The 18,873-nt window shown below is 57.0% G+C and carries 16 protein-coding genes and 1 pseudogene; 1 reads left to right on the forward strand and 16 read right to left on the reverse strand.

All coding sequences use genetic code 11. The features are described from left to right. Nucleotides 1–34: 34 nt before the first annotated feature. Genes K5E40_RS09805 through K5E40_RS09820 form a run of 4 tightly spaced genes read right to left on the reverse strand, consistent with a single transcriptional unit; the run spans nucleotide 35 to nucleotide 8,604 of the window. On the reverse strand, nucleotides 35–2,278 hold the full coding sequence (locus K5E40_RS09805) for a dynamin family protein (protein ID WP_221730552.1): 2,244 nt from the start codon (nucleotides 2,276–2,278) through the stop codon (nucleotides 35–37). Beyond that, a complete protein-coding gene (locus K5E40_RS09810; RefSeq protein WP_221730553.1) occupies nucleotides 2,275–4,359 on the reverse strand; it encodes a dynamin family protein in 2,085 nt (694 codons plus the stop codon). Before K5E40_RS09810 ends, K5E40_RS09805 begins: the two co-directional genes overlap by 4 nt. Further along, nucleotides 4,349–8,053, reverse strand: a complete 3,705-nt coding sequence (locus K5E40_RS09815) for a patatin-like phospholipase family protein (RefSeq protein ID WP_221730554.1) — start codon at nucleotides 8,051–8,053, stop codon at nucleotides 4,349–4,351. Before K5E40_RS09815 ends, K5E40_RS09810 begins: the two co-directional genes overlap by 11 nt. Nucleotides 8,054–8,103: 50 nt before the next feature. Beyond that, nucleotides 8,104–8,604, reverse strand: coding sequence for a hypothetical protein (locus K5E40_RS09820; RefSeq protein WP_221730555.1), 501 nt, complete (start codon nucleotides 8,602–8,604; stop codon nucleotides 8,104–8,106). Between the two features lie 1,033 nt (nucleotides 8,605–9,637). Here K5E40_RS09820 and K5E40_RS09825 point away from each other — a divergent pair. Next, nucleotides 9,638–10,033, forward strand: a pseudogene (locus K5E40_RS09825) (transposase); the annotation flags it as partial. A gap of 130 nt (nucleotides 10,034–10,163) precedes the next feature. Here K5E40_RS09825 and K5E40_RS09830 read toward each other — a convergent pair. The 12 genes from K5E40_RS09830 to K5E40_RS09885 all read right to left on the reverse strand — a co-directional run bounded on the left by K5E40_RS09830 (nucleotide 10,164) and on the right by K5E40_RS09885 (nucleotide 18,854). Next, on the reverse strand, nucleotides 10,164–11,273 hold the full coding sequence (locus K5E40_RS09830) for a GTPase (protein WP_221730556.1): 1,110 nt from the start codon (nucleotides 11,271–11,273) through the stop codon (nucleotides 10,164–10,166). Between the two features lie 609 nt (nucleotides 11,274–11,882). Next, nucleotides 11,883–13,139, reverse strand: a complete 1,257-nt coding sequence (locus K5E40_RS09835; protein WP_221730557.1) for an integrase domain-containing protein — start codon at nucleotides 13,137–13,139, stop codon at nucleotides 11,883–11,885. Nucleotides 13,140–13,510: 371 nt separating this feature from the next. After that, nucleotides 13,511–14,707: an Arm DNA-binding domain-containing protein gene (locus K5E40_RS09840; protein ID WP_221730558.1), complete on the reverse strand. Its 1,197-nt coding sequence runs from the start codon at nucleotides 14,705–14,707 to the stop codon at nucleotides 13,511–13,513. A gap of 159 nt (nucleotides 14,708–14,866) precedes the next feature. Then, entirely contained in the window at nucleotides 14,867–15,691 is an 825-nt protein-coding gene (locus K5E40_RS35390) for a hypothetical protein (protein ID WP_221730559.1), read from the reverse strand. Continuing rightward, a complete protein-coding gene (locus tag K5E40_RS09850) occupies nucleotides 15,684–15,896 on the reverse strand; it encodes a hypothetical protein (protein ID WP_221730560.1) in 213 nt (70 codons plus the stop codon). The genes K5E40_RS35390 and K5E40_RS09850 overlap by 8 nt, the downstream gene beginning before the upstream one ends. Further along, on the reverse strand, nucleotides 15,893–16,159 hold the full coding sequence (locus tag K5E40_RS09855; RefSeq protein WP_221730561.1) for a hypothetical protein: 267 nt from the start codon (nucleotides 16,157–16,159) through the stop codon (nucleotides 15,893–15,895). Before K5E40_RS09855 ends, K5E40_RS09850 begins: the two co-directional genes overlap by 4 nt. Beyond that, entirely contained in the window at nucleotides 16,147–16,554 is a 408-nt protein-coding gene (locus tag K5E40_RS35395) for an Arc family DNA-binding protein (RefSeq protein ID WP_311775946.1), read from the reverse strand. The genes K5E40_RS09855 and K5E40_RS35395 overlap by 13 nt, the downstream gene beginning before the upstream one ends. Further along, entirely contained in the window at nucleotides 16,547–16,738 is a 192-nt protein-coding gene (gene csrA, locus K5E40_RS09865) for a carbon storage regulator CsrA (protein ID WP_221730562.1), read from the reverse strand. The genes K5E40_RS35395 and csrA overlap by 8 nt, the downstream gene beginning before the upstream one ends. A gap of 55 nt (nucleotides 16,739–16,793) precedes the next feature. Beyond that, nucleotides 16,794–17,000, reverse strand: a complete 207-nt coding sequence (locus K5E40_RS09870) for a hypothetical protein (RefSeq protein ID WP_260455578.1) — start codon at nucleotides 16,998–17,000, stop codon at nucleotides 16,794–16,796. Next, the gene (locus K5E40_RS09875) at nucleotides 16,997–17,434 is read right to left on the reverse strand and encodes a tellurite resistance TerB family protein (RefSeq protein WP_221730563.1); all 438 of its coding nucleotides are present in this window, start codon (nucleotides 17,432–17,434) and stop codon (nucleotides 16,997–16,999) included. The genes K5E40_RS09870 and K5E40_RS09875 overlap by 4 nt, the downstream gene beginning before the upstream one ends. 91 nt (nucleotides 17,435–17,525) lie before the next feature. Then, nucleotides 17,526–17,903 (reverse strand): LuxR C-terminal-related transcriptional regulator, encoded by a 378-nt coding sequence (locus K5E40_RS09880; RefSeq protein ID WP_221730564.1) that lies wholly within the window; start codon nucleotides 17,901–17,903, stop codon nucleotides 17,526–17,528. A 156-nt stretch (nucleotides 17,904–18,059) separates the two neighbouring features. Then, nucleotides 18,060–18,854 carry a helix-turn-helix transcriptional regulator gene (locus K5E40_RS09885; RefSeq protein WP_221730565.1) on the reverse strand — a complete coding sequence of 265 codons (795 nt, stop codon included), beginning with the start codon at nucleotides 18,852–18,854 and terminating at the stop codon, nucleotides 18,060–18,062. Nucleotides 18,855–18,873 lie beyond the last annotated feature (19 nt).

The following is an 18,873-nucleotide window of genomic DNA, read 5'->3' on the forward strand; positions in this document are numbered from 1 at the left end:
TTCGTAGCGGTGTGATGTGTTCGTCACTTCGCCATCACAGCGCGGCCAGTGCCTTCGCTACCGCCTGGCGGGCGGCGGCGATCTGTTGGATGCTCTGCTCCTTGTTGGCAATATCTTCTCGCAAACGGGTCAGGCTCCGCTGGATGTCGCAGCTCATGTCTTCGACGAAGGTCTGGCCGGTACTGCTCAGGCTGGCTTCGATAGCCTTGACCTTGTGCTCCACTTCGCTTTCGAGGTCGCGGATGATCGCGGCTACGGCCTCGCGCTGAGCTTCCTTGAGACCGTTGATCTGGCTCTCTGAAACCCGATCGCTGCCAAACGATTTGATGATGCTGAGGCTGTAGTCCTTGCTGGAGAAGCTGACATCCGGAATGGTGATGCGGCGCAGGCTCTTGTTGACCTCGGCCAGCATCAGTTCGGCATCGAAGTCGGCGCTGCCGGTGTCGAACAGCGACATTGCCGCGACACCGACTTTACGGCGCATCTCATCGAGATCGACGCAGTCAATGATTGCCTTCTGCAGGGCCTTGGTGGTCTGCAAGGCAAAGACCTGTACGCGCTCGATGGCATCCTGAGCGCTGGCGTAGACGGTGACCACATCGCGGAAGCGTGTTTCCCGATCCCCCCAGGAGAAGGGGTTGTACCAGCTGGACGTGGAAACGGAGTAGGACTCGGTCGTTGTTTCCTTGACCGCGTCCACCCTGGAGTACTTCTGTGCCTGCTCTCGAATGTCTGTCTTGAGCAGCGCGAACTGCTGACTGGCCTTTACCGACTGCTCGTCAAACACGCCTTCCAGGCGTGCCTTGCCACTTCGCATACGCTTGAGCATGTCCTGCTCGGTTTTTTCCAGCTCCCCGATGTCGCCGTTGCGCACATGTTCGCTACGCGCCTGCAGGCTGAGGTCAATCTGTTGCAGGCGTTCGCGCGTTCCGTTGTGCACGCCTTCGATCAATGCCTGCTCCTTGCTGGCGATCAGGCGCTGCTTGTGTTCGAGTTGGGCGAGGATCTCGTCGCGCAGCGCCGGAATGTTGGAGAGCTGACGCAGGCTGTTCGGTTCAAAGGCAAAACCGGTCGCGGTGCATAGCTGATCGAGTTGTTCCCGGTCTTCTTCGGACAGGGAATCGAAGTGCTCGGCGACTAGCCACGCCCAGCTGGAAATGAAGCGTGGTGCGGATTTTTTAACGGCGCTGAGGATGCGCCGGGTCTTGTTGTCCTGGCCAGGCTGGTTGATCTGCGCTTCCAGCGTCAGGCCGGCCTGCTCGGTCATTTTCTTGTCCAGCAGTTGCAACATTGCACCGGTTCGTACAGCAGAACGTTTCTCGGCGGGTGCCCGCTCGGCGAGCTTGCTGGCTGTGACGGCAATACCACGATCCTGGCGCAGGGCAAGATCACGCTGCGAACCGACCAGGAACACCGCCTTGTCGTCGATACCCGCTTCAGGCAGTTGCTCGCGCAGCACCGCCATGTCGGAAGAGGTGAGGAACTGGCTGACTGCCGAGAGCAGGAAGATCACGTCGCACTGGCCAAGGAAGCTACGGGTGATTTGGCCACGGGAAACCACCGGGTCGTTGAAGCCGGGGGTATCTATTATTTCCAGGCCTTGCAGGCGCTTGTCGTCGACATGCAGCACGGACATCTTGGTGATGGCGGTGAAGCGTCCGCCGCTGCCAACATACTCCTGCAGTGCATATGCCAGGTCTTGAGCACCGCCAGCGACGTCCAGCACCTCGGTCTTACCCAGGTAGTCCCGTACGTTAAGTCCCTTCTTGCGTGTCATTTCCACCAGCTCCCGTGAGGAGCGGATGGCTTCGGGAACGTGGCGATCGATCTCCTCCGCTGTGTGCGCGCGAGGTGTCGCGAGTATCTTGGCGAAAGGGCTGTCGGTCTTCGGCGGCTCCTTCAGCTTGCGCTTTGCTTCGGCATAGGCTCTGGGGTACTCGTTGGCACGTTGTTCGATGTCGGCCCAATCGTCGACGCTGTAGAACACCACTTCAGCCTTGGCCTTGGGGGCGTACACGATCTTGGTCAACGCCGCGGTCATCGGCGTGTCAGCCTTAGGCAGCAAGTCGCGGCCGAAGAAGGCAGCATTGAGGAACGAAGACTTGCCGGCCTTCATCTGGCCAACGACAGCGATGCGTAGGTCGCGATCGCTCTCGCGTACAGCGTTGAGATTAACTTCAAGCCCGTCGAGCAAGGTTTTCAGACTACTGAGTTGTTCGGCGTCAAGAGCTGCGGCATGCGGGGTTAGCGAAGCCAGGGAGAATACTTTGGGTGTCATTGGATTTTATTCCTTACCATTTGAATCTGAGAAAACCAACCACCCGACCGGGGCCGTAGGCTCGATCGTTGTTGGTTCAGCAATGAAGAGGCTTTGGCATGTTTTTGTGCAGCCGCCTTTTCCAGCCAACTGATAGCGTGAGCGGAGTTTTTTCTCAGACCCTCTCCATTTAAATAGCGGCGGCCAAGTTCAAATTGGGCATCGGCATGCCCTGCCTCGGCCGCTTTGCGGTATGCCTTGATGGCTTTTTCCAGGTCCAGGGAAACACCCAGGCCTTTTTCGTAAAGCCCCCCTAACGCGTACTGCGCGACGGGGCTGCCATGTTGGGCTGATCGATTGATCACGTAGAAGCGGGCTTCTGGGTGACCTTGCCTGGTCGCTTTTTCAAACCAATGCAGGGCCCGCTGTTCGTCTTTCGCAATCCCTTCTCCACTGGCAAGGCAAACACCCAGGTTGTATTGAGCCTCGGCGTGCCCTTGCTCCGCGGCCTGGAAGTAGCAGGCGACGGCGCTTTCCAGATTTTCTTGCACGCCTACACCGTTCTCGTAGCAGACGCCCAGGTAGAACTGGGCCTCGACATGACCTTGGTTTTTGGCCTTGCGGTACCACTCTGCCGCGAGGCGTTCGTTTACGCACACGCCTTGTCCTAGCTCGTGATAGATGCCAAGGCGAAACTGAGCATCGCAACTCCCCTGTTCTGCAGCGTGCTGGAAGTAGACAGCCGCCGAGCCGTAATCGCCTTGCTCATGAAATGCCAGGCCTGTGCCGTAGAGTTCTTCGATGGAAAGCGCATCAATGGCCAGGTCACCGATGATCTGCGCGATGATTTCCTGCATTTCGTTTTTTAAAACGGTGAAGGCGTCGACAAGTTCGGCGAAGACTTTCTGCCGGGTACGTTGCTCCTGGAGCAGTTCTTGTAGCGTTGCCTGTTCACTCTGAGGCAGTCTTTCTTGCAAGGGCAGGAGGGTATTGAACAGCGATAGTTTTCTGCGGCTGTTGGACAGGTTTTCTTGGTTGTGACGGATATAACCGTCTAACACACGTTCGCAAGTGCGCCTGTGGTTGGTGTACTTGGGAGCGTCGTCCAGCTTTTCGAGCCACACGCGAATATCATCACCCGCAATCAGCGTTCCCTGATCGGCTCCCAGCGGCGCCGCCCAGGCCATCAGTCCGGCGCAGGGAATGCCCGAAGCGTCGATCTCTTCTGCTGTGCTGTGCAGGATAGAGTCGATAGACGAGCGCCCTACCAGATCTGCCTGAGTGACGACGAAGAAGATCGGTTTTGGATGATTAAGGCTGCGCAAGAACTCCAGGTCGTCCTGGCGAATCGAGCCGTTCTTGGCACTGAGAAGCCACATCACGTGATCGGCTTCGGTCAGCTGTTTGAGGGCGATGGTTTCGTCGGTTTGGCGGCTACCCCGGGCGTCGGCTTTGCTGTAACCGGGCGTATCAAGGAAGGCCAGGTTGTCCCAGGCGAAGCTAGCGCAATGGAGCATCAATAGTTTGAGCACATGGGCAAAACCGAAAGCCTCGTCAAGACTGTGGCGGTACTGGCTGGTGAAGGCGTGAGTGATGGCCTGCAGGCCGTCGGGGTCCAGTCGAATCTGCAGGTTGAAGGTGTTCAGCGCAACGATACCGTCTTCGCCACGGGTGATGAAACTGGGAATCGCCGTGGTTGGCTCCAGCGACTCCGGTAGCAGATCGACGCCGAGCAGGGTGTTGAGCAGGCGCGACTTGCCGGCACTGAAACCACCACCGACGCCGACCACGGTCTTGTTGGCCAGGTCGGGAAACAGAGCAAGGTTTTCCAGTGACGCTTCCAGCGCCTGAAGCTCGCGCAACGCTTGAGCTTCACCGGGATAGCTGCCCTTGGACGTGAGGTCGATGAAGCGCTCATGGATCAGCCGGTGCAGCGCTGCGGACAGTTGCTGTTGTTGCTCCTGGCCCGCGTCCGGACGTGGCCGGCCGACGAGGCTGGCAATCAGTTGCAAGCCTCTGCCGGCGTCACTCATGTAAGGGTTGGTGGTGGCCGATTGCGCGGCCTCCAGGTCTTCGAGGGAGAAGCTGAAATCAAGCGACATCGGCGCTGGCCTCCACAGGACGAGGTTGTTGCTGGCTGCTGTGGTCGAGTAATCGGGCGACGCTGTTCAGCGCCTGTTCGGCCTTGTGCTGGATTTGTTGCTTGCGGTCACGGTCTGCCATCAGTTGCTGTTCGATGCGTTCGAGGTTTTCCCGTTGCGCCGCCAACTGTGCGGCTAATCGGTCGCACATATCGGAGATGAACTGACGGGCATGCTTGTCGAGCGCATCGGGAATCACGCTTTGCAACTGGCTAATGACCGTTTCAATCGCGTCATTGGCTTTGCCTTCGGCTTCGCTCTCCTTGTTGCTGCGCGAAGCGAACAAGCCGAGCGCGCCGCCGACCAGGCCGCCGATCAGGGTACCAATCCCCGGCACTATGGTGCCGATAGCCGCCCCAGCCGCTGCACCGGCCGCGGAGGCACTGAAACCATGGTCGGCCTCTATTCCGGTCGGGCCGTCGCCGGAGAGTTGCGGACCCTCAAAGGCGTTGAACTCGATATGACTGCCCAGACGTTGGCAGGCGTCCTTGAGGCGCGGGGTCAGGTTCTGCTCAATGGCCAACTGGCAAGCGTTACGCGCATCGGCGGTGAGCAGCGGACCAATGCCTTGGCCCGCCAGCAGCATCTGTTTGTAGGCCTGGCGACGGCTGCGCAGGTAGCTGTTGACGGTGGCCAGCACCTGTTGGCTGATCGGCCCGCGGCAGTCGCGCAGCAAACTGTCTTGTTCGTTGGTGTAGTTTTCTTCGAGGCGGGCCATGCCTTTGTCGAGGATCTTCTGCTGTTCGAGTAACTGCTCTGCGCTGGTGTCCATCGCCAGTTGCTGGCGAATCAGGCGTTCGGCCTGAACCAATAGCGCCTTGACCTGCGCACCGAAGCGCTCGTGGAACAGGGAAGCCTTTTGCGTTTCGAGGCCAGCGAGCAAATCCTCGAAGCCACTCAGATCACCCTCACGCGCAGAGCAGCCACGGGTCGGCTGGCTCGGGTCCAGGCCGGCCTGTTCGGCGAGGGAACGGCGCAGGGATTCGCGCTGCTGACGGCTGTTCAGCGCCTCCTGGCAGACTAGCAGGGAAAACGTCTGACCCAGGGAGCGCTGGCGATCAATGAAAGCCAGCTCGTCGATACCGACCTGACTGATACGGGTGACGCAGAGGATGCACGACACCGCCTCGCCGATGTACTGCTCCAGCGCACGCTCATGCTGGCCATCATTGGAGCCCAGGCCCGGCGTGTCGACCAGCACCAGATCAGGGTGGCGGGCGAGGGCACTGCGGCACAGGTGCAGTTCTACGAACAGTGGTGGCCGGGCGGTAGTGCGTGGATCATCGAGCAGCGCGGCGTAGGCCGTGAGCGGTTTTTCCTCGCGCCGTACGTGGCCAGTCTGGGCGTCCTCCAGCCAGTGGATCACCAGTTTTTCCGCGCCCGGTTCGGCGTAGTGGAATTCAGTGGCCAGACTGGTGCAGGCGCCGAGGTCGTCTTTCTGAATATCCTCGCCCAGCCAGCAATTGAGCAGGGTCGACTTACCAACACTGAACTTGCCGATCAGCGGCACCTTGAGGTGGAAACCGGTGATCTGCTGGCGCAGTGCGTTGATCTCCCCGGCGAAGCTCTTGGGCAGGATGTTTTCGCCCAGCAGGTCGTCAAGCACCTGCATTTGCCCTAGCCAATGCTCCTTGTACTGGCTCAGGTCGCTGCTGCGCACCACCGAAAATCCGGCGGACTGGAGGTGGTAGAGCAGTTCGGCGAGAAAGTCCCAGGCTGGCAGCTCCGTTGCCGCACCGTATCCCCAGCGGGCAAGTACGCTGTCGTTGTCCGTTGGCGCGGTACCGGCGCGCAGGTCGAGCAGCCAGAGGGCCGTCGGGTTGAGGGGGACAGGCTGAGGCAGTGCAGCCAGGTGCAGGGTGAGTGCCTGCAGGCAGGCTGGTTGCTGGCTCAACTGGGCGCAGAACTCGCCGATCTGCACGGGGTGAGCATGATCCAGCCCGACGAGTAGGCACATCTCTTTGAGGCTGTTCAGCTCGTGGACTGTCCACTGGCCGTCGGTGAGGCGAAAGAAGTCGTTGGCCAGACAGCTGAGACGCAAAGTAGTAGGCAGTTCGCTGAGCGCCTGGCCGTCAAGATGACGCCTATTGGGATGAAGTAGCCAGTCGTGCAGGCGGCTGGTGCGTTCCAGGGCATCGAGGCGGTTGTCATGTGCACTCAGGCGGTCGCGCAGCTTGCAGTAGACTCCGGCCAGCGAGCGGTAGACGCGCCGCAGATCCCGATTATGACGATCTCCCAGTCGCTGGATTTCGGCGAAGGCGCCGTTCAGGCGGTTCTGCAAGGTGCAGGCGAACTCGAGGGTGATTGCACCTTTTTCCTGAACTGCAGCAATCAGGCGCACGGCCGCGAATTGCGCCTGGGCCAGGTCGCGGTCGTTCTCGGCGGCAATCTGCTGGTTCTTGCCGGTGATAGCGCCCATGAAGCGAGACAGTATTCCCTGTTCACGCAGGTAGGTGGCGCGTCCGCTGACTGGAGAAAGGGTGGCGAGGGCGTCCAGCACCGAGGTTTCGACCGCCCGGCGGTTGTTGCTGTTCTGGGCCAGGAAACTGTCGACGGCAGTTTCGAGTTGCTGACGCTCGATGTCAGCCAGCAGCGCAGTGTTGTCCAGAGCCAGGTGCTCGAGTGCAAGGGGGATCTCGTCGTCGGCCAGTTCGAACTTCTGGCTGAAATCGTCGTTGCGAATTTGCCGGTCGAAGTCATGGATATCGCGGACAGCCTGGCTGTGTTTACGGTCCACGTCGTACAGGTTGTCGCTGAGCTTGCGCTCCTGTTCGGCTGCCAAGCGAGCGCGCTCCCACAGGGCTTCGTACTGCGCCTCGTTGTCGAGGAACAATTGCAGGTGGCGGAAGATCTGCAGGCCGTCGGCATAGCCTTGTTCCATGCGCCTTGCGGCACCTTCGTTGGAAAAGTCGAGGGTGGCGCTGACGCCGCCCAGACTATTGGCAGGAATGATCGGCAAAATACGCACCCCGGGATAGTGGCGCGGGTCGATGCTCAGGTCGTCGGGCGACAGATACACCACCACGATGGTGTCGCAGCCGGCCTCGATCAGTGGCCGGACCGGCGTGTTGTCGACATTTTTCTGCGGCAGTCCCCAGTAGAAGCCGCCATCGGTATAGATGCCGTCGCCAATTGCGACCTCGTCGAAGATCAGGGGCAGGGCGGCGGTACCGAGCAGCATGTCCGCTGCGGTGTGGGTATCGCGTACCGAGAGGTAGTCGACCCGGTTGGCGGCAGTATTGTGCAGCGCCACGGTCAGCGGCAGCGCCGAAGAAGCCAGCCTGCCTGCGTCCAGGCCTTCGGCGATCATGCTCTTGAGGCCATCTTGCTTGAAAAAGCCCTTGGTACTGATGAAGTGGCTGAGCATCGGCGAGATCATGCCGCTGGCGGTCAGTAACGCAAGGCGTGACGCCAGGCCAGGCACATCCTGTACGGAAAGCATGTTGCGGCTTTCGATGTTCAGCCACATGGATTTGGCCTGATCGAATTTGTCTTGAGCAAACATGGCGCCGTTGAGTCCGCCCACCGAGGTACCGGAGATGGCGCTCAGCTGGCTGTCCAGGCCCAGGTCGCGCATGGCCTGCCAGACGCCGAGTTGATAGGCACCCTTACCGCCGCCACCAGATAGGGTAAGACCGAGTTTCCTGAATTTCATGCTCTGCTCCATGTTTGTTTCGGCGTCTCTATGGGGGGCGGCCGAGTCTTCTAGATGAGGGGGTAGCGGGCGAGGGGCGGTACGAACTTCGTTTTCCAGTTCGTCCTACACGCTTTCCGGGCTGATGATGTGGATATGAAGGTGCGTGACTCTGGTCTTTTCCAGTGCTCGGCCGGCACTTTGCAGCCGCTGAGATCTTCGTAACGCTGCCTATTGATCAGCAGGCGACTCTGCGTGCGGTCGTCGATGGTGTCGCGTAGGACATCGGTGGACAGGGATAAAAACAGCTCATAAATGCCGACCAGTCCCGCGAAGCGCTCGACGTCGCGCAGGTCGATCTTGTTCAATGGGAGATTAGCAAGGCGCTCGTTGAGGTCGCACTGGATGGTGCGGATGTTGACACCGAACTCTTCGACCAGCGTTGCAAGCTCGAGTCTCTCGCCCAGGTTCGGCTTGTTGAGAGTCTGTGCCTTCCGGAGGATTGGGGTATCGTCGCTGCCCAATGACTCACGGCGGACGGCCTCTTTAGTCGGGCGCGGGGGCTCGGGCATTACAAGTTCCTTTTGACTGAAGCAATGTCCGTGGTGGCGTTCTGCCCGCTTAGAGGGGAGTATGCTGACTTCGTGAGAAAGATTTTGCAATTGGTCAGCATGTCGGGCACATAGATTTTGGGCTTAATGCTGGCATGCGCTTCATTGGTATGGCGACCAGATCCTACCTGCTAAAGAAAGCCGCATTGGCGGGATGCATGTCAAGTCGTTCAGCTATCACTTACTCCCAGCTTGAAGCGGAGCAACTGCAGGAAAACCTCTTACCAGCTGCGGCTGGATGAATACCAGACAGTCAGTGTCTCGCAGTTCAGGCCGAGCGTGGATTTTGCCCTCATATTTCGGGACTGCTGCCTGTCTTCTTGATTTATTCAGTCTCTGGACGATTCAGGATTCAAGTATCTCGAAAAGCGCTGAAACCTGTACCTGATCTGAAAAAGTTTTAGTCGCTACCTTCAAGTTTGACGTGCAAAAGGAAGTCATCAACCTAGAGGTCACACGAGAGCGCATTCACGCTACGTCACGCTGCACGCCATAGCCCGAGCGATGAAAGCCTTGGAGGTACGGGTGGCTGATACATTGTGAGGTCCTGTCGCTGACTTGGTAGGAGCGGAGTCATTCGGGATGATCAAATGTTTGTTCACCCCGAGAGGAGGGACATTGATTGAGTGACATAGCCGGAAGGTTACGTTGCGGGTATCCGTGCTGATAGTGTGGATACCTGCGTGATATTGAGCTTAGGCGGCCGATAGCTAGGGGCGAGTGACTACTGCGTGATTGCATCGAATTGACCACCCTTTTGCATTCGACCTGACCAGGCATTTGCATTCGTTTTGATCACCGATTGCATTGGATTTGACCAGTACACTTTGTCACCATGATCGGCACAGAACGGCTGATTCTGTTGAAAAAGTAGCTCCCCTGTTTGGCCTGCGGCAAAATTGCTTCATTGGTCGGCGGGGGATCACGCAGCATGATGTGACAGCTATCGAGTGGGCAGGAGCGACTGTTTTGCTCCTTCAACCTTTAAGATCACATCCCAGCCAATCACCTTCTGCGCAGCATTAATCAGTGCCTCGATCTGAGCGACTTGCGCCATTACTTCGCCGATTTTTCCAGCCCGATTGGGCGTCCGTCGATTGACCCTGAGCTGATGATCCGCATGCTGATCGTAGGCCATTGCTACGGTATTCGCTCCGAGCGGCGGCTGTGCTAAGAGATCCATATGAACCTGGCGTATTGCTGGTTCTGCCGGTTAAGCCTTGAAGATGAAGTCCCCAGTCACTCGACCAAAAATAGACACGGCGGTTTTCGGGACAGCGATCTGTTTCGTTGGCTGTTCAATGAAGTGCTACGTCAATGCATGGACGCCGGCCTGGTCAAGGGCGAAGGCTTTGCCGTGGACGCCAGCATCATCAAAGCAGATGCCAGCGTGCTGCTGGAGCGTATCAAGGCCGAACGTGCGAGTGTAGGGTCGTAAGACAGTGGTTTGATGGGTATGCATAAGTGCCTGCTTCCGACATCAAGGAAGCAGGCATATCTGCCTGGAGAGGAAACGCTCGTCAGTTGAGCAGTCCGGTCAACAGCTTGGTAACGCCTTCTTTGCTCTTCAGATCAGTGAGGTTCACGCCTTTAAGTTTCTCACCGACTTTTCTGAAGTCTTTGAATGTGCGCTTCAGCAGCTCGGTTTCATCCAGCCCATGGCCACTTTCCAGCATGTACTTGACGGCGGCCAGCATCGCGAAGGTGATGACAACGGCAATGACTGCTGCTGCCACATCAACGACACCGGTAGGCGGCAAAAACGACTTGGCCCACAAGAATGCGGTGGTACCGATACTTTCGCCGGCAAACGTCGGCAGTAATGTGAGCGCCGAGCTCTTGCTCAAGACACTGCCCGTATACAGGTAATGCAGGGAGGAAATAGCAACAACCTGGGTAGCGGTGATGTACACGGCGCTACCTGGGATAAAGGCTTCTCCAGCCACTGAGACTAACGCCGCCGCAATAATGCCCAAGGCATATTTGTTCTTGTCCCGAAGGTGCCGGGCCATCAGCAGCGCCTTTTTTTCCTGCGCTAAAAAATCGAACATGACCTCCCGGATTTCTTCGATGCCGCGAAGCACCATCGGAGCGTCTTTGCGCATCTTGGGGTCGTAACCTTTCGCGCACGTAGGGTAGATTTTGTCTGCCCCCAAATCCAGGCGCCATTGCTCAACGACTTCATCGAAAGCCGAGGGCTCAAGATCGTCCCACTCATCAGCTTTGTTCAATACCACCAACACGTGCTTTGCGCTGGCTTTGAGATCCTGATAATTGGCTTTTTGCGATGCGTCCGATGAACCGGTGACTACAAAAATCCCGACATCGATCGAATCTAGAAACGCCTTGGTGGTGTCGCTATTTTCTTTGCGAACATCATCAAGGCCTGGACAATCAATAATCAGCACGTGCTCGTCGAGCCGATAAGGTGTAACGGTTGTCGTCACACCGGAGCTTGCACCGACTTTGGCGATGGGATCCGAGCGATCACAGCCCATGATCGCGTTGAGCAACGAGCTCTTGCCCGCACTGACCTTGCCGACTAATGCAACATTGACGTTGTCATCGTAATTAGGCGATTTTTCTTCATGCGCTTTCTTGAATTGACGATCGAACTCTTGCTGATCCATTTGAATAATCCTTCCTGACGCTCAACTATTCACAAAATTGTCCATCACCGGCTTCCGTACTCAGTATGTTCATCACACTCTAAGCACTGAGGCACAAAGCGGTAACGGTATATCAAAATGCCACTCGAATTCTATCCATCCAGGACCCCATCTTTGAAAACGGCAACGCGGTGGCCCTCGCGCTGATAGTTTTCACTCCAGCAGCCGAATCAACTTCCTCATCAACCACCCTGCGCGTCTGATTTTCATCTCTTGGCTGCCACACTTCGGACACTTCGAGAACCAATCCCCCGGCCCCAAACAATCACTCTTGGGCGCCACAATCTTTTTCCACCCACAATCGCCGCACTCGAAGCTGAACGGCTGAGGTCGTATCGGCATGTTCAGTTCTCCGGTGGGATCGTGCGTGAGTTCAGGCGAGTGGAAAATCCGACTTTTTCAACAGAATCGGCCGGTTGCTACCCTTCGCGAAGGGTAGCCAAGGGGCGTTCTCTGCCGGCCATGATCACGAAGCATGATGGTCAAATCCGATGCAAATGACTGGTCAGGTCGGATGCAAATGGGGGGCAAGTCTGTGCAATTACTCAACTACTATCATCAATCGAATCTTCAGCGTAAGGAGGCAACCTTCCGGTCTCGATTTTGGATGAGCGTTGAGATCGACATGTTGCCTGTGGCTGCTTCCTGAATGTGTCCGCTCCACCAAGCCATCATCGGACGTCGGCGTTCGATATAGTCTGCTCGGTTGTAGGCGCTTCGCACTTCGTCCTTGTCAACGTGGGCAAGCGCCACCTCGATCAGCTCCGGATCCCAGCCATGCTCATTGAGGATGGTACTCGCCATTGAGCGCATGCCATGACTTACTAGGCGCCCTTCGAAACCCATGCGCTTCAGCGCCATGTTGGCAGTCTGGCTGTTGCAGTGGGTACGAGGGTTACGGTCTGCAGGGAAGACGTACTCCCGGTGTCCACTGTAGGGTTTAATCGCTTCCAGGAGCGACAGAGCCTGCTCCGTGAGTGGAATGATGTGTATCCGACGTTTCTTCATGCGCTCCGCCGGTATAGTCCAGATTTTCTTTTCGAAGTCGATATCAGCCCAGCGGGAAGTGGCAGCCTCGGCTGGTCGAGTCATGGTGTGAAGTTGCCACTCGATTAGGCAGCGTGTAGTTCTCTTTATGCTGGCGTTGGCAATCGCCACCATAAGCTCCTTCAGCTCATCGGGTGCAAGGGCCGCCATATTTTTCTTTTTGGGCTTTTTAAAGACGGCTCGAATGCCACTGAGCGGATTCGCGTGAATCAATCCCGAGTTGACGCCGTAGGTCATGATTTCATTGAGGCGTTGGGTCAGACGTTTAACGGTTTCGAGGCTGCCCTTCGTCTCGAGGGGGCGAAGCAAACTTATGACTTTAGGGGCAGTGATAGCAGAGATTGGGGTGGTCGCCAGATCAGGGAAGACATGCAGCGTTAGTGAGCGCCAAATATCCTCGGCGTACGCAGGAGTGACTGAATCCTTTTTGAGCTCGAACCACGCTGCCGAGATATTTTCGAAAGTGTGTTCCGTGGCTGCTTTTTTCGCGTGCCGCTCGGCGTCGCGTTTTTCTTTAGGGTCCAGCCCCTGGGCGACGAGCTCTCTCGCTTCCATGGTTCTCTTGCGTGCTTGAGCCAGGCTTACCTCTGGAAATGTGCCCAATCCCATATTTATCCGCTTTTTCGTCACGGGTTGGATGTAGTTGAAATTCCATAGCTTTGAGCCATTGATTCTCACTCGCATCTGAAGGCCGTTGCCGTCGGTGAGTATGTAGTCCTTTTCCTTTGGCTTCGCGGCTTTGATTTTTACGTCTGAAAGGCGCGTGGCTTGGGCCCCCATCGTATATTCCAGTGCTGTTTATGTATTCCAAAAAATAGCAGGTGAGGGCTTGGAATACCACTTGGAATACACGAAATCGTAGATGGTCACGGATGCTGGTGGACGCTGATGGACTCTAAATCCTTGTATTCACTGGATTTCAGGCACAAAAAAAGACGTCAGTGGACGTCTTTAGATGATGAAGTGGTGGAGCCGGGGGGATTTGAACCCCCGTCCTTTACGCTGTATGCCTTGTTCTGTAAAGGGTGGCGTTAGAATGCTGTCGAAAAGCTGTCATTAGTTGGGCGCCGAAAATTGCTGTCATAGATCGGCCTTTCTCGTCTTCGTAAAGGCTCGACCAAGCTGTCTTTTATAGCCTCCAAACGTCCTGATCATCGAGCAGCAGGATCAAATCTTCCCTCAACATTATTTCCATCATCTGGTGTTGCACTCCAAAGCTCTTCTGCTCTGTTGCCCGCACTGACATCCGCTGATGGCATCCAGCGTCCGTACACGCGGCCAATCATTAGCCAGTCGGTATGTCCCATCTGCTTGGCCACCCACATTGGATGCTCGCCGGCAGACAGCATCATCGACGCGTAGGTGTGCCGGGTCTGGTACGGCCTCCGGTACCGAACACCAGCCTTCTTCATCGCCGGCACCCACATCGTTTTCCGGATCGGCCCGTCGCCAGCCCAGCGCTCGAGTGTGCGCGGGTTCTGGAACACTTCGGCGTCCGCCAGGAACGTGTGCGCTTTCTGTGCTTTTAATGCCTCCATCGCCGGCCTGAGCAGCTTCACGCTTCGGCGCCCGGCGGCGGTCTTCGTTGTTTCCGCCTTTCCCTTGCTGGCCTGGGTCATCGCACGGCTGACCATTACCTCTTCCCGCAGCCAGTCGATATCGCCCCAGTCCAGCGCCACCAGTTCGCTAGTGCGTAATCCTGTCCATAGGGCGAACTGCATCATGTTGCGCGCCTGGCCGGAGAGGGCGCCCAACACCGCCTGCTGCTCTTCAGGGCTGAAAGGGTCGACATCGTCTTTTTTTGGCGGCGCGGCCTTGCGCGAATAGGTCCAGCCAGCCAGCGGGTTCAGCTCGATCAACTCCTCCTCGGCGGCATCGTTCAGCGCGGAGCGTAGGCAGCTCTGGATATTGCTGAGCGTCTTGTTGCCCACCTCCAGTGTGTCTAGCCAGTCCCTCACTGTTTTCCGCTTGAGGTCCACGAGCATGGTGTCGCCCAGGGCGGGAATCAGGCGCAGGGTGACCAGCTTTCGATAACCATCAAACGTGCTGCTCGCGACGTGCTTTTTCTTCGCTTCAAGCCACCTGATCAAAAAGCCGTTCAGGGTCTGGCGAGAGGCCTCGGGCGCGAAGTTCGCTGCCCTGGGCGAGCCTGGGAAGGTCACCGAGTAGTCGAAGGTTCCGATGGAGATCGCGTGCTCGATCGCCGCCTTGTGCTGCTCGGCTTTCTTCAGATTAGTGGCGGTGGGCTTGAGCGTGATCCGCTCGCGGCACCGGACGCCCCGATACATGAACGTGATTTCGATGCTCGAATCGGAGACTGCCCGAACTCCCCGCCCGCCTCTACCCATGACTCGTATCCTTCTATGTCGAGAAGCGTCCGGCCATCCGGCGCTTTGATCCATATCTCACCGAGCCGCCAGATCCCGTCACGGATCTTTGAGCGGATCGCGTCTTCTGTGTAGCCAGACTCGCTGGCGAATTTCCTGACGGTCACATAGCGCATCGCTTCACCGTGTTCCGTGTCGCGACACTTTTTCAAAGTTCGCGTTTTGTGTCGCGTCACGGCCATGCGTCACGCGAGCTGGAAATGCCACGCCCTCCCACTTGCCGGCCATTCCACGGATGTGGTGACGGTCGACGTGCGGGCGATGCGGCTTGCTTGCGTAAAGGCTGTCGCAGGCGGAGAACCGCTCAATGTCACCAGCGATATTCAGCAGCACCTGATGTTCGGTGGTGTTGACCTTGATCCAGCCGTCTTTGGTTTTCCCGTAGTCGCTGGTGCGACTCAGGATGAAACGACGACCGCTGTTCTTGGCACCGGTAGACGACTCGTTCAGGTAGTAGGCGATCGCTCCCTGGCGAACCCGCAGAATTGTCTTAGCCATGGACCGCCCTTCTTCAATACCAATCAATGGAGCTGCTAAAACGTTACATCTGTATCGTTTATGAGACGCTATTGACTCCATGAATAACTGCAAGTATTTAAGCGGTTCGGTTTTGTTTCCAAAATGGTCTCTAGGTATAGGAGCAGGAAGAACATGCCACATCGAGGATCGACATTTTGGTTGTGGGCCGATTGCGAGCTTCACCACAGAACTCATAGTGAAGTTGTTAGCGACGGAATCATTATTGATGTTCAAGTAAGACTTTCTCGACAGGGTGTTACCCAATTGTTTCTGGGCGTTTACTCCGAAAGTCTTCGCATCATTCATGAAGAGGCGTACACCGAGCGAACCGACGAGACCATGACTGCCGCGCTTTCGTGGGGAGTGGACAAGGCGCGCAGCATTGCAGCTGAATCCGCAGGCTCCTCCAAAAATCCTCTCATTCATGATTCCGCTCCTCGGAGTCGGCCACGGCGCGGAGTTTGAACGAGATCCCGCAAGCGCCGGCCAGCCTGGATAACTCACTGACGGTGGTGCTGGGCTCTTGAAGGGCCTGGCCGAAACGAACGAGGCGGGCGCCCAGGCTTGCAAACTCGTTGCCTCCGGTGACGCCCTCACGGTCGCGTTCCAGAAAACTGTTTGGAGTGGTCATAGTTTGAACCTCTCATCCTGTGGGAGCGGAGTGGCCACCGAAAGCCCTTTTTCAGTCACTGAACTGGCCTGAGAGGCCCGGCCTGACTCACGCTCGGTAGTGCCGCTCTGTAGGAGCGAGTCTGGTAGGCAACTGATACCGCCCTGAGCCGTGATGAAGCACGTAACAGCCCGGGTAGAGTCGTGCTGGACGCTGATGACTTGCTCGCTGGCGCTGACTTGGCCGGCGATCAGCAGCAGGGCGGCGATGATCATTGCCCGCATGTCGAACCCTCCAGAGCTTCAAGACGCATGGCGTCGTCGATGCACTTGTCCAGTTCCGCGCCGGTGAAGTAGATATCGCCCGCCATCACCAGAATTGCGGTGTCGGGGTCATCGATGATCTGCCGATCCCGCAGCCACTCATAACGCCGAGCATTGGCAGCCATCTGCACGCGGACGTCGATGTGCATAGAGGAAGTGGCAGCGTTTGCCAGAGCATCGAGCAACAGTTGCTGGCGCTTCTGACCGTCTGTGTACTGCCGAACGGCCTGAACAAACACGGCGTTCATGCTGCGGTCACTGGCATTGGCGATTGCCTCAATCTCTGCGCGCAGGCCGTCAGGCAGGCGTGCGACAAACTTGTCGGCGGTTCTCGAATCGAATTGAGTGTCACGCATGGGCGTCACCTTTTGCTTGCTGCTCAGCCTGGATACGCAGAAAGATCTCTTCGCGGTGCACTTCAACTTCTGCCGGCGCGGTGATGCCCAGGCGTACCTGCTGGCCGGAGACCCCGAGTACGGTGACGCTGATGTCGTCGCTGATGCGGATGGTTTCGCCTGGCTTTCGGGTGAGTATCAACATGGGTAAAACTCCTTGTTTGTGATGGGGTGGCAGATCACCACCCCATGCAGGTCGGTTACTGCGTTGTGCGCAGCTCGCTACGGAGAGCCCATCCGCTCGAGGTCTTGACCATGCAGCCAACAAAGGCGGCGTAGCGGGTTTCTCGATCTGTCTGGTAGCCGTAGTAGGAGCAGGCTCCGCGATTGACGACGCTGTAGATGATCACCACCAGGGCGATGACTGCCCCGGCGATAATCAGCGACCGCCTTGTGCGCTGCTTCAAGCCTCGATACCGAAGTCTTTCAGGCGAAGGCCCAGCTCATTGCCAACTTCGGCCAGCACCTTCATTTCCTGAGCGCTGATGTCGCCATCACCTTCAGCTACAGCGAGCATGTTGACGAACACTTCCTCGGCGTCGGCCGGGTTGTTTTTGATGTCGCGGATCTCACGCAAGATCGTCATGCGGCCGATGCGGAAGGACGCCTGCAACTGCTCGGTGTAGAGATTCACCGTGCTGGTGATCTCCGGGCCGAAGTGCTCCAGGTTCTTGTTGGCGCGGATCTGGATATCGATCTGCGCGGATTCGTTCTTGCTGATCTCGCCGTCAGCCGCGGCGACCAACAGACAGCCGCCAACGATGGCTTGCATCAGGTCGCGGTTTTCCAGCTTCTTGACTGCGCGCTTGGCGCCGAACAGCTTTTTGCCTAATCCGAACATGGGTGAATCCTCTTTCGTGGGTTGGGTGAAGCTTTTTCAAGGCCGAGCGAATCCCGGCCGCGTTGTTGGCTTTCGCGAATATCAGGGTTGGTTAAACGGTTTGAGCGGCCTCGATGCGGCGGACGGCCACGCGCGTTTCGATGCGACGTTCGCCTGGGCGGCGGATGCGGTTCATGTGGTCGTCGGTGATAGTTGCGTGACCGGTCAGAACCGCACAAATCAGGACTACCAGGTGGCGAGCAATGCCTCGGCAGAAAAGCTCGGTAGGGATAGCTGAACGACTAGAAACGCCAAGCTTGTAGAAAATACGCTCAATGGACTTTTTGACTGTTCCTGGCGCGCAACCAACAACACGGGCGATTTCTTTGTTGGCCAGACCTGCGCAAACGGCGAGAGCGGCTCTCAATTCTTGCTCTGCGAGCACGCCAGTGGTGCCCTGCAGCTTGCCGAAATTAATAACCGTGCTCATATCCATCTCCGTCTAAGCGTTACGATGGTTAGAAATATAAGCGCATTGATAATACGCTTCAAGAAGTATTTTTATATTTTAGCTTCTTGAGCTTATTTTTCGGATCGCCGGGCATAAAAAAGCCCAGTAAAGACTGGGCATTGGATGGGGCTGGGGCTAACCAAAAAAGGACGCTCCCCAGAACACTCGGCCGATTATCTCGATGCCGTTCTCCTTCATTTGTTCTGGTGTATAGCTCTCATCAGGGTGCTCTGCGTTGTTCAGACTCCTCAGGCGGATACCTCCGCCAGGCAGCCTATATAGAACCTTCACTCGCAGCTGACCATCATGCTTCAGGGCATACATCTTGCCATCGACCACTGATTTTTGGCCGGTGTTGATCCCTACAGTACTGCCGTCAGGGAGCACTGGCTCCATTGAGTTTCCGGAGACAACTACGCAAACCGCCTCGTCAAATTGAACACCGCGCGAGCGTAGCGATCGCTTGCCGAACCTCAGCTTCGTCGTATTGGTTTGTTCGATCACGGTGCGCCCGCCTCCAGCAGACAGTTCAACCTCCCGCAGGAATGGAATTTCTACCTCGTCATCATCCAGCGGCGTTTCGTCATCCCAAACGCTTATAGGGACGGCCCCCATATTTTTCTCTGAATTTTCGTCATTGTATTTGTGAGCCAGATCCATGCCTTCTTCAAATGCTTCCCACTGCTCCTTGCCTTCGACATGAAAGGCCGCCTGCTCTGGAGACATGAGCATCCCACCTAAACCAGAGGCCAGCCAAATAACCGAGACGCCGCAAGCTTCTGCGATTGGAAGGAGGTACGAGGAGCGAAGCGTTTTTCCTGATTCAAGCTGGCTTATAGCAGTTTGAGCAATACCTACTCGCTCAGCGAGTTGGCTTTGGGTGAATTGTGCATGCTTCCTGGCTGCTTTAACGCGGTCTGATAGTTTCATCCGCTGATCCTATAAACAT

It is taken from the genome of Pseudomonas baetica (assembly GCF_019733355.1).
GTDB classification, from domain to species: domain Bacteria; phylum Pseudomonadota; class Gammaproteobacteria; order Pseudomonadales; family Pseudomonadaceae; genus Aquipseudomonas; species Aquipseudomonas baetica_A.

Excerpts from the sequence above, each read along its gene's own strand:
- K5E40_RS09805 (WP_221730552.1), bottom strand. The coding sequence starts at position 2,278 with ATGACACCCAAAGTATTCTCCCTGGCTTCGCTAACCCCGCATGCCGCA.
- K5E40_RS09810 (WP_221730553.1), bottom strand. The coding sequence starts at position 4,359 with ATGTCGCTTGATTTCAGCTTCTCCCTCGAAGACCTGGAGGCCGCGCAA.
- K5E40_RS09815 (WP_221730554.1), bottom strand. The coding sequence starts at position 8,053 with ATGAAATTCAGGAAACTCGGTCTTACCCTATCTGGTGGCGGCGGTAAG.
- K5E40_RS09820 (WP_221730555.1), bottom strand. The coding sequence starts at position 8,604 with ATGCCCGAGCCCCCGCGCCCGACTAAAGAGGCCGTCCGCCGTGAGTCA.
- K5E40_RS09830 (WP_221730556.1), bottom strand. The coding sequence starts at position 11,273 with ATGGATCAGCAAGAGTTCGATCGTCAATTCAAGAAAGCGCATGAAGAA.
- K5E40_RS09835 (WP_221730557.1), bottom strand. The coding sequence starts at position 13,139 with ATGGGGGCCCAAGCCACGCGCCTTTCAGACGTAAAAATCAAAGCCGCG.
- K5E40_RS09840 (WP_221730558.1), bottom strand. The coding sequence starts at position 14,707 with ATGGGTAGAGGCGGGCGGGGAGTTCGGGCAGTCTCCGATTCGAGCATC.
- K5E40_RS35390 (WP_221730559.1), bottom strand. The coding sequence starts at position 15,691 with ATGAATGAGAGGATTTTTGGAGGAGCCTGCGGATTCAGCTGCAATGCT.
- K5E40_RS09850 (WP_221730560.1), bottom strand. The coding sequence starts at position 15,896 with ATGACCACTCCAAACAGTTTTCTGGAACGCGACCGTGAGGGCGTCACC.
- K5E40_RS09855 (WP_221730561.1), bottom strand. The coding sequence starts at position 16,159 with ATGCGGGCAATGATCATCGCCGCCCTGCTGCTGATCGCCGGCCAAGTC.
- K5E40_RS35395 (WP_311775946.1), bottom strand. The coding sequence starts at position 16,554 with ATGCGTGACACTCAATTCGATTCGAGAACCGCCGACAAGTTTGTCGCA.
- csrA (WP_221730562.1), bottom strand. The coding sequence starts at position 16,738 with ATGTTGATACTCACCCGAAAGCCAGGCGAAACCATCCGCATCAGCGAC.
- K5E40_RS09875 (WP_221730563.1), bottom strand. The coding sequence starts at position 17,434 with ATGTTCGGATTAGGCAAAAAGCTGTTCGGCGCCAAGCGCGCAGTCAAG.
- K5E40_RS09880 (WP_221730564.1), bottom strand. The coding sequence starts at position 17,903 with ATGAGCACGGTTATTAATTTCGGCAAGCTGCAGGGCACCACTGGCGTG.
- K5E40_RS09885 (WP_221730565.1), bottom strand. The coding sequence starts at position 18,854 with ATGAAACTATCAGACCGCGTTAAAGCAGCCAGGAAGCATGCACAATTC.